The organism is Methylobacterium sp. 142-1Y, from assembly GCF_057747795.1.
In genome coordinates this window covers 2,174,017-2,187,668 of sequence record NZ_CM173224.1, presented here as the reverse complement: position 1 = coordinate 2,187,668, position 13,652 = coordinate 2,174,017, and the positions used below count along the sequence as shown (strand labels likewise).

The following is a 13,652-nucleotide window of genomic DNA, read 5'->3' as shown; positions in this document are numbered from 1 at the left end:
CTCGTCGCTGGCATCCGGGTATCGGTGTCTTGGGGCTACAATATCGATCTATAGCGACACCACCCCTTTCATGTGTGCCCATGATCAGCATGGGCTGGAGCAAAGCCGGCCACTTGCGTGCCACCCCACACAGGCACCACGCCCCCTTGCCCCTGTCTGATATGTCCAGGGGCTGGCAGGACGATGCCCGGTCTGCGACAAGACCGGAGTTGGGGCGCGATGCGGCCCTTTCGGCCGCCCGTAATGCAGAACGACACACCGAGCACGACCGTCCGCGACCCTGCCCGCCTCGCAGCCCTTGATGCGTTGGCTGTCCTCGACACGCCTCCCGAGCAAGGCTTCGACGACATTGTCCGTCTGGCGTCACGCCTTTGCGCGACGCCGGTGGCGCTGGTCAGCCTCGTGGCGGGAGATCGCCAGTGGTTCAAGGCTCGGGTCGGCTTTCCCCAGTGCGAGACCACCCTCAATGCGTCGGTCTGCGCTCATGCCCTCGTCGAACCCGATCTCCTCGTCATCCCCGATCTGACGGCAGACCCGCGCACAGCCGCGAACCCGCTCGTCACCAGCGAGCCCAACATCCGGTTCTATGCCGGCGCACCGCTGCGCCTGGCGGGCGGACAGGTCGTCGGCTCCTTATGTGTGATTGATACTGCACCCCGACCTGCGGGCCTGACGCCTGAGCAAGCCGACGACCTGCGCGCCCTTGCACGCCAGGTCTCGGTTCTCCTGGAGATGCGCCGCGACGTCGCGCGTCGCGACGAGATCCTGACCAACCAGCGCGCCGAGCTGCAACAGGCGCGACGCCTCGACCTCCTCGCCAAAGCCTCTTCTGCACTCGTCTCCGCGACTGATCCGGCGGCCGTGCTCGAACCGATCTTGGCCATGGGCACGCAGGCCTTGGGCTTCGATCTATGCTTCATCTACGATGTCGACCCCGAAGGCCGGAATTTGCGGCTCGTCCAATCGGTCGGCACCACGGACGAGCAGCGTGCCGTCCTCAGCTGCGTCGATCTCGATTTGCCATTATGCGGGATCGTCGTCCGAACACGGCGGCCCCTCGTGCTGGAGGCCGTGCAGGCGAGCACCGAGCCGCGCTATGCCCTGGCGCGCGAGGCAGGCTTCGACGCTTTCGCGGGCTACCCGATCATGAGCCGCGGCCAGCTCGTCGGCGTGGTGTCGTTCGTCTCGACCCGCGAGCCCGCCTTCGACGCTGGAGCTCTGACCTCCTTCGCCGCGCTCGCCCGCCTTATGTCAGGCGTCCGAGAGCGCCTTGATGTGGATGCGGTGCTGCGGGCCAGCGATACCCGTTCACGGCTCGCCCAGGAGGCTGCCCACATCGGCACTTTCGAGGTCGACGTCGCGAGCGGCCTTGCGCGCGTGTCGGCCGAGCACTGTCGGATCTACGGCGTGCCGGAGGCCGGGGTCTACTCGCTGGAAACGTTCACGACCCTGGCCGTTCCCGAGGACCGCGGGATCCCCTCGACACAGGCCACGATCCGGGACGGCACAGCCTCGACCGAGGTGGAGTACCGCATTCGGCGCGCGAATGACGGTGCCTTACGCTGGATCTCGCGGATTGGACGCTTCGTGCGGGACGACGCCGGCGTCGTGCTGCGCATGGTCGGCACGGTGCAGGACATCACCGCCCGCAAGGAGGCTGAGGCGGAGCTGCGGGCCAGCGAAACCCTAGCCCGCGAGAACATCCAACGTGTTCAACTGGCCCTCGCGGCCGGTGCGATCATCGGCACGTGGCACTGGGACATACCGTCCGACCGCTTCACGATCGACGACGCCTTCGCCCACTCCTTCGGCCTCGATCCGACGCTTGGTCGAGACGGCATCCCGCTGGATCAGATCGTCGCTACCGTGCACCCAGACGACCAAGCGGGTCTGGCGGCGGCAATCACCGAGGCCATCGCACGAGGCGGGGCCTATGCGCATCAGTACCGGGTGCGGCGTGCGGACGGGCGCTACTACTGGATCGAGGCCAACGGGCGCGTTGAGCAGGGGCCGGACGGGACCCCGTTGAGCTTCCCGGGCGTCCTCCTTGATGTGGAGGAGCGACGCGCGGCGCAGGAAGCGTTGCGCGCCAGCGAGGCGCATTGGCGGGGCTTGTTCGAGCGCCTGAGCGAAGGATTTCAGCTCACCGAAGCGATCCGCGACAGCGCCGGCGACATCGCCGACTTCCGGATCATCGACATCAACCCGGCTTGGACGACCCAGATCGGCATCCCGGCGGACCATGTCGTCGGACACACCGCGCGTCAGCTGTTCGGCGAGGCCGCGCAGGACTGGATCACCGCGTTTGCCCAAGTGGTCGAGACCGGCGAAGCATGGGGGTTCACCAAGCAGTTTGCCCCTAACGGTCGCTGGTACGACGGCAATGCGTTCAAGCTCGAAGGCGACCGCTTCGGCGTTATCTTCTTGGACGCGACCGCACGGGTCAGTGCGGAAAACCGCCGCATGGCACTCCTGGCTCTCGGCGATGACCTGCGCGACCTGACCACGGTCGGCGCGATGACACAGGCTGCCGCCGAGATCGTCGGGCGTACCCTGGGTGCGACCCGCGCAGGGTTCGGGCGCATCGTCGGCGAGGTCGAGTTCATCGACATCGAGCAGGACTGGACCGCGCCGGGCCAGGTCAGCATCGCCGGACGACACCGCTTCGACGATTACGGCGACCTGCGGGCCCACCTCGCTCGAGGCGAGCCGCTGGTCATCGACGACGTCACGACCGATCCACGCACCAGGAACGCCCCCGGCCCGATGCAGGCGATCGGCATCGGTGCCTTGATCAACATGCCGGTGCGCGAGCGCGGGCGTGCGGTTGCCGTGTTCATCGTCCACGACGTACAGCCGCGGGTCTGGACGGCCGAGGAACTGGCGTTCCTACGCAACGTCGCCGACCGGGTCGAAGTCGGTGTGGCGCGCGTGCGTGCCGAGGAACTGCAGGCGGTCCTGAACAAGGAGCTGGCCCACCGGCTGAAGAACACCCTCGCCATCGTGCAGTCGATCGCCACGCAGACCCTGCGCGGCGTGAGCGAGCGCGACTTGGTCGAGGCGTTCGAGCGCCGCGTGCTGGCCCTGTCCCGCGCTCATGACGTCCTGATTCAGAAGAGTTGGTCGGCCGCCAAGCTCCGCGCCGTGATGGAGAGCGTGCTGAGTATGCAGACGGACCTGGATCGGTTCGCGCTCGAGGGGCCGGACATGGACATCAGTCCCCAAGCGGCGCTCTCCCTGTCGCTGCTGCTGCATGAACTCGCAACCAACGCCCTCAAGTACGGCGCGCTGTCCGCCCAGAGCGGAATGGTGCGCGTGAGTTGGCGGACCGGCGGCGGAGCCGCTCCGACGCTGGTCCTCGACTGGACCGAGACGGGCGGGCCGGCCGTGATGCCTCCGCGCAACAAAGGCGGCTTCGGGTCGCGCCTGATCCGCATGGGATTGCTGGGAACCCGTGAGGCCGACCTCGATTTTAAGCCCACGGGCCTCAGAGCCGAGTTCCGCGCGCCGCTCGCCGAAGTTCAAGTTCAGGTCCACTAGCTCGATGGGTCAGTCTCACCCCCCGACCTTGCCACGGGTTCTCGTCGTCGAGGACGACCCGATCCTGATGATGGCGCTGACCGAGTTCGTCGAGAACGCGGGCTGCGAAGCCGTCGAGGCCAGCAGCATCATCGAGGCGATCCAGATCCTGGAGGCCCGGACCGACATCCGTACGGTGTTCACCGACCTCGACATGCGCGGCTCGACGGCCGGAATGGAGCTGGCGCTGCTCATCCGCGATCGTTGGCCGCCGATCGAACTCCTGATGGTCTCCTCGCAACCGTGGGACCCTGCTCAGATCCCCTCGCGCGGGATTGTGCTCGGCAAGCCGTTCGACCGACGCAAGATCGAGGCGACGCTTCGACGGTTTGCCGAATAGTCCCTCTCAGGGTCGATGGTCGCGCGGAGCGACAAGGCTGCCTCATCGGTCCTGCGTGCATCGGTGCCGATGAGTGCTGTTCCACCCTCCTGTCGGATTCGGGAGCTTAGGGCGAAAGTCGTGCGCCGGCATCACAGCACCACGTATCGTCGCTTCGACCTCATTCCGTTGCCAAACGCAGACCCAACTCGCGGACTACCCGAGCGAGGCCGTTGGCAGAGTACGGCTTCTCCAGGAAACGCGCTCCGTCCGGCAGTTGCGCGGGATCGGGCGTGATCCGACCCGAAGCGATGATGATCTTTACCCCGGGCCACCGCCGCCGAACCTCGTGAGCCAGCGCCAGCCCATCGATCGGGCCCGGCATCACCACGTCGGTGAACAGCAGCGTGATCTCCGGGTGCATCTCAAGGTAGGCAAGCGCCGCCGGAGTCGTACTGGCCTCGAGCACGTCGAACCCAGCATCCCCGAGCACGTCGGCGGCCTCCATTCGCACCAGCGGCTCGTCCTCGGCCACGAGGGCCACTGCGCCGGGCTTCAGGGTCATCAGACGTCCTTCTCACAAAATCCGCGGCCGTGTGGATCAAACGTCGACGCGCAATCCCGCGAGCGGGGCGCTCAAGGTGCATTGCACCCCCTCGACGGCGTAGTGCAGGGCCACATCACCTCCGGCGAGGCCACGCTGGATCAGCCGCGAGCCGAACCCCCGGCGGGTCGGTGGCGTCACAGGCGGGCCGCCCTGCTCGCGCCAATCCAGCCGGAACTCGGCTGCCGCGCCCGTGCCGTCCACCGTCCAGTCGACGGTCACGCAGCCGGTCGGCACTGAGAGCGCCCCGTATTTCACGGCGTTGGTCGCCAGTTCGTGCAGCATCAGCCCGAGCGAGAGCGCCGCCGAGGGACCGACGAACAGGCTCGGGCCGCGGACCCGGAAGCGTCGGCCGGTGTCGTCGTGCAGGCTCAACGCCTCCTGCACCACCCGGTCGACGCTGGCGCTGTCGGTCCGCCCAGCCAGCAGGATGTCGTGCGCCTTGCCGAGCACGATCAGCCGCGCGGCGAGGGCATCGCGGGCGGCGTCGAGGCTGGGGGCGTTGCGCAGGGTCTGCGAGGCGATCGACTGAACCAGCGTCAGGGTGTTCTTCAGCCGATGCGACAGCTCGCGGTTGAGGATGTCCTGCTGCGCTTCCGCCGCCTTGCGGTCGCCGATGTCGCTGACGGCGACCACCGCGCCGACCGTCGCGCCCTGCTCGTCCTCGATCGCCTCGCCGGAGATCGCGATCCAGCGCCGCTCACCGTCTGGACGCTGGTACAGCACCTCGATGGCGGCCCGCTTGCACTGGCCGCCGCAGATCTGCGCCAGCGGGTACTCCTGCGCTTCTACCAGCCTGCCGTCGTCGTGGTAGGCGACGAACTCACCGTAGGCGTTGCTGGACGAGGCGTAGAGGGTGGTGTGGCCGAGGATTTCGGCCAGCCGCCGGTTGCCCATGAGGATGCGCCCGGAGGGGGCTTCGGCCAGCAGGATTCCGACTGGCACGGTCTCCATGATCGACTTCAGCCGCGCCTCGCCGGCGAAGCGTGCGGCATCCGCGGCTTTGCGGGCGGTGATATCGACGACGACGCCGGGGAAGCGCAGCGGTTTGCCATCGCCATCGTGGAAGCATCGTCCCCTGGCGAGGACCCACGTCACACTGCCATCGGCGTGGCGCAGGCGATACTCCTCGCTGAACTCGCCTGCCGTCGCGACGACCTGCTGGATGCGCTCGCCGACCCACGAGCGGTCGTCCGGGTGGATGCCCTCGACGAAAGCGGTCAGCGGCGCACCCTGCGCGGCGAGGGCAGGGTCGATGCCGTACATGTCGGAGAACCGCTCCCCGGCATAGACGCAGTCGGCGGGGATGTCCCAATCCCACCAGCCGAGGCTGCCCGCCGCCGCGAACGCCAACGCCAGCCGCTCCTCGGACACCCGCAGGGCGTCACGCGCGGCCCGCATCTCCACGTTGAGCTGGCGCTCGCGCAGCACGTTCGTCACCTGCCGCGCCAACCGCCGGAGCCCATCCGCCTGCCGGATCGACAGGCCCTTCGGCCGCGGCGTGTGGTCGATCACGCAGAGGCTGCCGAGCACTTGCCCGTCGGGCGCGCGCAAGGGGGTACCGGCATAGAAGCGGATGAACGGCTCCCCCGTGACCAGCGGGTTGTCGCGCGTGCGCGGATCCGCCGTCAGGTCGGGGATCGTGAGCAGGTCCGGCTCGGCCAGCGTGTAGGCGCAGACCGAGGCGTTGAGGGCGGTCTCGCACGGCGGAAAGCCGACCCGAGCCTTGAACCACTGGCGATCTCCCGCCACGAGGCTGACCAGCGCCACCGGCGTCTCGCACACGGTCGAGGCCAGATGCACGATGTCCTCGAACTCGGTCTCGGGCGGCGTGTCGAGCAGGTTGAGGCCTGCGAGCGAACCGAGGCGGGCGGCGTCTCGCACGAGGGCGGACGGGAACAGGTCAGATATCATACAGGGCGCTTCTCACCCCTGCCTTGTAGCCCAGGGCAGGGGTGGTCGTCTCGCAATTTTATCACGCACAATGCAAAGTGATGCTCTGGCCCTCAAGAGGGCATCTCCTTCGCCAGTTCCGGCCCTCTGTTTCAAGCAGCCGAGAGAAGATCCTGCATCGAGCGAAAGTTCCACTGACGATCACGCAGGAGCGTGAGACGATCGAGTTCGAGATAGAGCGCCTGCTCTGCCTCGACGCTACTTTCACCGACGGCGAGAAGGGCCCGCACTGTCTGAGCGTGAGTCTCGGTGCGGTGCTCCGCGGCGACGATTTCCACGTCGATCGTCTGGAGCAGTGTATTCCGGGGCATCGGTCTCGTCGTCGCTCGACCGTCCCATGAACGGACGGCAACCATCAACGCGCCACAACGGCCAAGGTTCGCTGCAGCCGTCGCCTGTCGGCCATTCGGTCACGACAACGCGGGGCGATTGGACCCATCACAAACGGGTGAAAGGTGCACGCGTCAAGCGTTGCGCTTCGTGATGCCCAAGATCGTTCAATATGATTGAAGTTACGCGCGCATCAGCCACGCGCAACACGAACATCGTACGAGTTTTGATCTCACGGCATCAGCCGATCGATCTACGCAATCGCAAAATATTGCTCGACGACATCTCTGAATGTCGGCCCTGCGCCATCCATCAATGCGGATCAGATCTATAGTAAATGGCCTTGCTGTGGCGGACGAGCCATTTTCAACGATCTGTGCATCCGAACTCAAGCGCGCTCCGGTGCCGGTCCCGAAGCGTGGAGGCGAGGGCTCACGACTCGCAAGTTTGTGGCATAACGCATACGATTCGGTCGCGCACCAATCAATTCAGGCCTGATTGGAGCGTTCGAGAGCGGCACTGATTTCTCCGTTCTCGCAGTGACTTAGGTTCGAGGAAGGGTGTGGCGTGCCGGAACGTGAGGTGAGCCTCCTCTCGCGAGAGGAACTGGAAGCCGAGGTGCGGCGACTGCGCGAACGGGCTCGCAGCGGCAGCATGGATGCGGCTCGGCAGAACGCGGTGTTCGAGAGCACCTTGGATTTCGCGATTGTCGTCACGGATCGCGAGGGGACTATCACCGGCTGGAACAGCGGCTCCGAGCACGTCATGGGCTGGACCGCCGAGGAGATGCGTGGGCAGGACGCTGCGCGCTTCTTCACGCCCGAGGACCGTGCCAACGGCCGGGTCACCTACGAGATGGAAACCGCCCTCAAGAACGGGCGCGCCCAGGACGAACGCTGGCACCTCAAACAGGGTGAGGAGCGGTTCTGGGCTTCCGGCGAGATGATGCCGCTGCGTGACGAGGAGGACCGGCATATCGGCTTCGTCAAGATCATGCGCGACCGCACCGGCGAGCATCTGGCTGGGGTGGCCCTCCGCGCAGGCGAGCATCGTCGCCAGGCGCTGCTCGAACTGAGCGACCAACTTGCCGAGCACGACCACGACGCCGCCAGCCTCGCCGACGTGGCGATCGGCATCCTCGGCCGGGCGCTCGACGTTCAGCTCGTCGGCTACGGGTTGGTCGATCGCGAGGCCGAAACCATCGACGTCGAGCGTGATTGGACCAGCGGCGACGCACATTCCATTGCGGGCACGCACAGGTTCAGCGACTTCGGCTCCCACATCGAGGACATCAAGAGGGGCGAAACGGTCGTCGTCGGCGATGCCCGCACCGACCCGCGCACCATCGCCCGTGCCGACGCCCTGGAGGCGATCAGCGCCCGGGCGTTCGTCAATACGCCGGTGGTCGAGCACGGCCGCCTCGTGTCGCTGCTGTTCGTCTGCAGCGCCACACCGCGCACGTGGACCAACGACGAGTTGGTGTTCATCCGCGAGGTGGCTGCACGGATCCGCACGGCAACCGCCCGCAAGCAGGCGGAAACCGCCCTCAGAGCGAGTGAGGCGGAGCTGCGGCTGGTTGCCGACGCACTGCCGGTGCTCGTTGCGTTCATCGACCGCTCGCTCACCTACCGCTTCGCTAATGCCGCATACCAGGCATGGTTCGGGCGTCCCCCGGAGACCGTGCTGGGGCGAACGGTCCTCGATCTCGTCGGCGAGGACGGCCTTGCGCTCCGCCGCGAGGGGATCGATCGGGCCCTTGGCGGCGAGGTGGTCGAGATGGATCTCGATTGGCCTTGGGCAGATGGGCGGCGACGCATCGCAGCCATCCGCTACACCCCCCGCCGCGATGCCAGCGGCAGCGTCGATGGGTTCTACGTGTTCGTGCAGGACGTGACCGACCTGCGCGATGCCGCGGCCTTGCTGGCCGCCCGGGCCGATACGCTGGCGCACGAGGTGGCGGAGCGGACCATCGAACGCGACCGGATGTGGGAGACCTCGCCGGACCTGATGCTGGTGATCGACTTCGACGGGGTGTTCCAGCGGGTCAATCCTGCGTGGACGCGCTTGCTCGGCTACGCTCCCGACGAACTCGTCGGTCACCACGTCAACGAGTTCGTCGTGCCGGCGGACCATACTGAAACGACCGAAGCCTATACCTACGCAGCCGAGGGCGGGCAGCCTCGGGTCGTGAACCGCTACCGCCACAAGGACGGCTCGGTGCGCTGGATCTCCTGGTCGGCGGCCCCGGCGGGCCAGATGACTTATGCGACCGGCCGCGACATCACAGCGGAAAAGGAGCAATCTCAGGCGCTGGAGGCGACCGCGGAGGCGTTGCGCCAGTCGCAGAAGATGGAAGCCGTGGGCCAGCTCACGGGAGGCGTCGCGCACGACTTCAACAACCTGCTGACCATCATCCGCTCGTCGGTGGACTTCCTGCGTCGGCCGAACCTCCCTGAGGAGCGGCGCAAGCGGTACATGGATGCCGTCTCCGACACGGTCGAGCGCGCCGCCAAGCTGACCGGACAGTTGCTGGCGTTCGCCCGCCGTCAGGCGCTCAAGCCGGAGGTGGTGAGCGTCGGCGAGCGCCTGCGCGGTGTTGCCGACATGCTCGACACCGTGACCGGTGCCCGCGTGCGGGTGGTGACCGAACTGCCGGAACACCCCTGCTTCATGGAAGCCGATGTGAGCCAGTTCGAGACCGCGCTGGTCAACATGGCGGTCAACGCCCGCGACGCCATGGAGGGCGAGGGCACGCTGACCCTGCGGCTGACATGCGGCCTGCCGATGCCGCCGATCCGCGGCCACGGGGGTGGTCCCGGCCCGTTTGCCAAGATCGAGCTGAGCGACACCGGCAGCGGGATCGCCGAGGCGGACCTGACCAGGATCTTCGAGCCGTTCTTCACGACCAAGGAAGTGGGCAAGGGCACGGGGCTTGGGCTGTCGCAGGTGTTCGGGTTCGCCAAGCAGTCGGGCGGCGACGTGAGCGTCCAGAGCGTGGTCGGCGAAGGCACGACGTTCGCGCTCTACCTACCCGAGGTCGCCGCTCCGATGGATCCGGTAAGCGATATCGAGGAGACCGGGCCTGCACCCGATGGGCGTGGCTTGCGCGTGCTGGTGGTCGAGGACAATATCGAGGTCGGCAAGTTCGCCACCCAGATCCTCGAGGACCTGGGCTATCGGACCGAATGGGCGGCGAACGCCGAAGCTGCGTTGGAACGGCTCGGCTCCGACGGCGACGGGTTCGACGTGGTGTTTTCGGACGTCGTGATGCCCGGGATGGGCGGCATTGCCCTGGCTGAAGAGCTGCGCCGCCGCCTGCCGACGATGCCGGTACTGCTGGCCTCGGGCTACAGCCACGTGCTCGCGCAGAACGGCACGCACGGGTTCGACTTGCTGCACAAACCCTACTCGGCCGACCAGCTCTCAAGGATGCTACGCCGTCTCATCCATAGCCACCAGCGCCGCCGTTAAGAGCCGACGCTCATCCAGCGGGTAGGCTCGCGACTCCCGTTCCGGTGGCCCACACAAATAAAAAAGCCGCCCCGTGTGGGGCGGCTCGCTTCAGTCTGCCTGAGTGGCGCGTCAGAGCTTGCTCTTCACCGTGTCGGCGGCATTCTTGATGCCGTCCTTGACGTCACCAGTGGTCTTCTGAGCTTCGCCCTTCAGCTCCTGGGCCTTGCCCTCGGCCTGCAGCTTCTCGTTGCCGGTGGCGCTGCCGATGCCCTGCTTCACGTTGCCGACCGCCTCGTTGGCCAGGCCCTTGATCTTGTCGGTGGTGCTGCTCATCGGAATGCTCCTGCGACTTGAGGGAACGGGGATTGCATCAGACGCGCGGGGCGCGGCCTCGCATCAGGCCGACGACTGCGGAGATCGCGAACAGGACGATCGCCACGAAGAAAACCAGCTTGGCGGCTTCCATCGCCGTGCCGGCGATCCCGCCGAAGCCGAAGAGGGCGGCGACCAACGCCACGACCAGAAAGGTAACGGCCCAGGACATCATGATGGGACACTCGCAGGTATGAGGAAACGCCCGTCAGCGGACCGTGAAGGGTGAGGCAAGCACCACCCGCACCTTGCGGGGCGGGGCGGCGTGCTGGGTTGCCGGCGCGGCCTGAACCGTGGCGGGCGGAGCCTCCGGTGCGGCCAGCGCGCTAACGGGAAGTCGCAGCCCGGTATCGCCGAGATAGACCACCGCACTCGGCTCGGCCGACGCCGCAGCGGAGCCCGCGAGGGACACAGCTGCGGCAAGCATCGCGGAGAGGAGGGCGGTCTTCATGGCAGCAATCCGAAACTTGACTGTCTGATGTGCTGAGAACGGCCAAGCTCGGAGCGCAGTTCCGGAAATTTTTCAGAGGCGCGGAGCGGAACCTCGCCGAATGGCACTGCATCGCGGTGCGCTCCGATGCCTCGCCGCCGGTCCGCAATTTTACGTCACCCGGGTGCATCCCAGGGTCAAGCTTGAGCGTTGACGCCCCGATAACCGCCACGCTTGAGCGGCCACATGCAGATTGGGATCCCCATCATGACGATCAAAGCCCTTGCCGCCGCCGCACTGCTCGCACTGGCCATACCCGCGGCCGCCCAGGCTCAAGGCCTCGTGCGCGGCGCTCAGGAAGGGGCGGCGGATGGTAGCGCCGCAGCCGGCCCGCTCGGTGCGATCGTGGGCGGAGCCGTCGGAGCCGCGACAGGGGCTGTCAACGGCATACTGGGCATCGATACGCGCCCGCGCTTCCGTAGCTATGTCGTGCGGGAGCGTCATCCTTCCTATACCTATGACGGAGATGTCCGGATTGGCACTGTGCTGCCGTCGTCGGGCGTCACCTACTATGAGGTGCCAGCCGAATACGGCGTCAGCGGCCACCGCTACACCATCGTCAATGAGCGTCCTGTCCTCGTCGACCCGCAGACCCGTCGCATCGTCGACGTGATCGAGTAGCATCGCGTTTGAGAGGTCCGTACCAGCGTTCCAGGCTCAAGAATCGGATTGCGCTGGAATTCGGCAAGTTATCACGTCGTATCTGGTCATAAAAGCAGCCTTATAAAATATAATTTCGAATTCTAGCAGGCGAGCGGTCGCGTTGCCGCTCGCCTGCTGTGCGCCATGCCCGATATCCGGTAAGGATTGATTGCCGGGCTTGTCTTCATCGATACCGAGGTCCATCGGGAACCTCGTGTAGCAGGATGACGGACATTTTCGACGCGGCTCGGGTCGCCGTCATTCGTCCCGCGCCGCCTCGGCCGCCTAGCGCAGCAGCTGCAGGATGCCCTGCTGGGCCTGGTTGGCGAGCGAGAGCGCCGAGATTGACAGCGACTGGCGGGTCGACAGGGCCTGGGAGACGGCCGCCTCCTCGTTCATGTCGGCGTTGGTCAGGTTCGCCGCGCCGGTGTCGAGGACGTCGACGATCTGCTTCGTGAAGTCCTGCCGGGTCTGTATCACCGACAGGTTCGAGCCCAGCGTCGAGGAGGTCGACTTCAGGGTCGTCAGCGCGTTGGTGAGTGCGTCGGCGGCATCGCCGAGGTCGGCGTTGTTCTGGACGCCGAAGTTCGCGCCGGCCTGCGCGGTGGCCGAGTCCGTGGCGGTGCCGATGCCGAGGTTCAGCGAGTTGATCGCGCTGTTCTGGATCTGGAGCTTCGAGGCCGCGCCTCCAGTCTTCTCGTTGAAGGAGACCGTCATCGCGTCGCCGTTCAGGAGGTTGGTGCCGTTGAAGCCGGCGTCCTTGACCGCCTGGTCGAGCTGGGTGCGCAGGTTGTTGAACTGGTTGACGAGGGCCGAGCGCTGGGCCGAGGTGCCGCCCGCCGCGGTCGCGACCGCGCCGCCGGTGAGCTTGGCGAGCTCGGTCGCGTCGGCGGTGATCGCGCCGGTGCCGGCGGTGATCTTGCCGGCCTGGACCGTCAGGGCGTCGGAGCCGGTGCCGGTGATCTGGAGCTGGCCCTGCGAGTCGATCGAGGCGGTCGCGACGCCCGACCGGTTGATGCCGTTGACGAGGTCGTTGACGGTGTCGGTGGTCTTGATCGACAGGTTGTAGACGGTGCTGCCGGCGGTGAGCTGCAGGGTGTCGACCTTGGTGGTGTCGAGACCGACGTTGCCGGCGGCGGTGCCGGTCGCCGCGCTCGCAGTGCCGATCACGGTCTTCGCGGCAGCGACGTCGCGCTGGCTCTTTCCGGTCGCGGTCGACTCGGCAGCGGTGCCGAGGACGGCGGTGCCCTGGAGCTTCGGCAGGTTGGTGGCAGCGTTCGACTGCATCTGCGACACGACCGACTGCATCTGCTTGACGATCGACGACGCCGCGTCGACGCCCTTCGACGCCGCCTGGATGGTCTGGATGCCGTTCGAGATACCGTCGAGCAGGTTGGTGAGGGCGTTCGCGCGGTCCGACAGGCCCTGGGCCTGGAAGAAGTTCACCGGGTTGTCCAGCGCGTTAGCGACGCGCTTGCCGGTCGAGAGGTGGTTCTGGTTGGTCGCCGCGAGGGCGGCGGTGTCCTGCAGCGAGAGCAGGTTCTGGCGGGTCGCGGCGGAGAGCGTGACGGACGACGGCATGGACGAGACTTCCCGATGTGCTCGCGGGGATCGCGAAGACACGAGGATTTTCGGCTCTGATGCGTCAGCCGACCGGGTAAGATTTCTTCACGATCGGATCTCGTCGCGGATGCGTCGTGCCAATTGGCGCACACCGTGTGCCAAGGGCTGCGCCGTGCGGCCTGGTACGGCTAGGGTCAAAGTGTAGTCAGCTTGACCCTGCGACTGGCTGCTAAGAATGGGGCGGGTGCCGAGCGGCAGGATCGCGCCAGTAGCGGACATTCAATTTTGGATGACCGTCGCCGTGTCGGCCCCTGGAGCGGGCTGCTCCTATGCGATCGGTTCTACCA

Annotated in this window: 12 protein-coding genes; 4 read left to right on the top strand and 8 right to left on the bottom strand. The window is 66.7% G+C overall.

All coding sequences use genetic code 11. The annotated features are described in order from the left end of the window. Positions 1 to 243: 243 nt before the first annotated feature. The gene (locus AC3AOF_RS09955; protein ID WP_488348385.1) at positions 244 to 3,540 is read left to right on the top strand and encodes a GAF domain-containing protein; all 3,297 of its coding nucleotides are present in this window, start codon (positions 244 to 246) and stop codon (positions 3,538 to 3,540) included. Positions 3,541 to 3,607: 67 nt separating this feature from the next. Further along, positions 3,608 to 3,919, top strand: coding sequence for a response regulator (locus AC3AOF_RS09950; protein WP_232388844.1), 312 nt, complete (start codon positions 3,608 to 3,610; stop codon positions 3,917 to 3,919). Positions 3,920 to 4,079: 160 nt separating this feature from the next. On the opposite strand, the gene AC3AOF_RS09945 is transcribed toward AC3AOF_RS09950, so the two are convergent. The 3 genes from AC3AOF_RS09945 to AC3AOF_RS09935 all read right to left on the bottom strand — a co-directional run bounded on the left by AC3AOF_RS09945 (position 4,080) and on the right by AC3AOF_RS09935 (position 6,766). Continuing rightward, on the bottom strand, positions 4,080 to 4,463 hold the full coding sequence (locus AC3AOF_RS09945) for a response regulator (protein ID WP_427433755.1): 384 nt from the start codon (positions 4,461 to 4,463) through the stop codon (positions 4,080 to 4,082). Positions 4,464 to 4,499: 36 nt separating this feature from the next. Beyond that, positions 4,500 to 6,416: a PAS domain S-box protein gene (locus AC3AOF_RS09940; RefSeq protein ID WP_488348384.1), complete on the bottom strand. Its 1,917-nt coding sequence runs from the start codon at positions 6,414 to 6,416 to the stop codon at positions 4,500 to 4,502. A gap of 131 nt (positions 6,417 to 6,547) precedes the next feature. Next, positions 6,548 to 6,766 (bottom strand): hypothetical protein, encoded by a 219-nt coding sequence (locus AC3AOF_RS09935; RefSeq protein WP_488348383.1) that lies wholly within the window; start codon positions 6,764 to 6,766, stop codon positions 6,548 to 6,550. 586 nt (positions 6,767 to 7,352) lie between these two features. On the opposite strand from AC3AOF_RS09935, the gene AC3AOF_RS09930 reads away from it, so the two are divergent. Then, the gene (locus tag AC3AOF_RS09930; RefSeq protein WP_488348382.1) at positions 7,353 to 10,256 is read left to right on the top strand and encodes a PAS domain-containing protein; all 2,904 of its coding nucleotides are present in this window, start codon (positions 7,353 to 7,355) and stop codon (positions 10,254 to 10,256) included. 111 nt (positions 10,257 to 10,367) lie between these two features. Here the strand turns inward: AC3AOF_RS09930 and AC3AOF_RS09925 are convergent, their stop codons facing one another. Genes AC3AOF_RS09925 through AC3AOF_RS09915 form a run of 3 tightly spaced genes read right to left on the bottom strand, consistent with a single transcriptional unit; the run spans position 10,368 to position 11,061 of the window. Beyond that, complete coding sequence (locus AC3AOF_RS09925; RefSeq protein WP_427433764.1) at positions 10,368 to 10,571, bottom strand: CsbD family protein; 204 nt, start codon at positions 10,569 to 10,571, stop codon at positions 10,368 to 10,370. A gap of 37 nt (positions 10,572 to 10,608) precedes the next feature. Further along, positions 10,609 to 10,785 (bottom strand): DUF1328 domain-containing protein, encoded by a 177-nt coding sequence (locus AC3AOF_RS09920; protein WP_048430991.1) that lies wholly within the window; start codon positions 10,783 to 10,785, stop codon positions 10,609 to 10,611. A gap of 33 nt (positions 10,786 to 10,818) precedes the next feature. After that, positions 10,819 to 11,061, bottom strand: a complete 243-nt coding sequence (locus AC3AOF_RS09915) for a hypothetical protein (protein WP_488348381.1) — start codon at positions 11,059 to 11,061, stop codon at positions 10,819 to 10,821. 246 nt (positions 11,062 to 11,307) lie between these two features. Here AC3AOF_RS09915 and AC3AOF_RS09910 point away from each other — a divergent pair, with 246 nt between their 5' ends. After that, positions 11,308 to 11,721, top strand: a complete 414-nt coding sequence (locus AC3AOF_RS09910; protein WP_488348380.1) for a DUF1236 domain-containing protein — start codon at positions 11,308 to 11,310, stop codon at positions 11,719 to 11,721. Positions 11,722 to 11,757: 36 nt separating this feature from the next. Here the strand turns inward: AC3AOF_RS09910 and AC3AOF_RS09905 are convergent, their stop codons facing one another. After that, complete coding sequence (locus AC3AOF_RS09905; RefSeq protein WP_488348379.1) at positions 11,758 to 11,946, bottom strand: hypothetical protein; 189 nt, start codon at positions 11,944 to 11,946, stop codon at positions 11,758 to 11,760. Between the two features lie 81 nt (positions 11,947 to 12,027). After that, positions 12,028 to 13,323 (bottom strand): flagellin N-terminal helical domain-containing protein, encoded by a 1,296-nt coding sequence (locus tag AC3AOF_RS09900; protein WP_488348378.1) that lies wholly within the window; start codon positions 13,321 to 13,323, stop codon positions 12,028 to 12,030. Between the last annotated feature and the right edge of the window lie 329 nt (positions 13,324 to 13,652).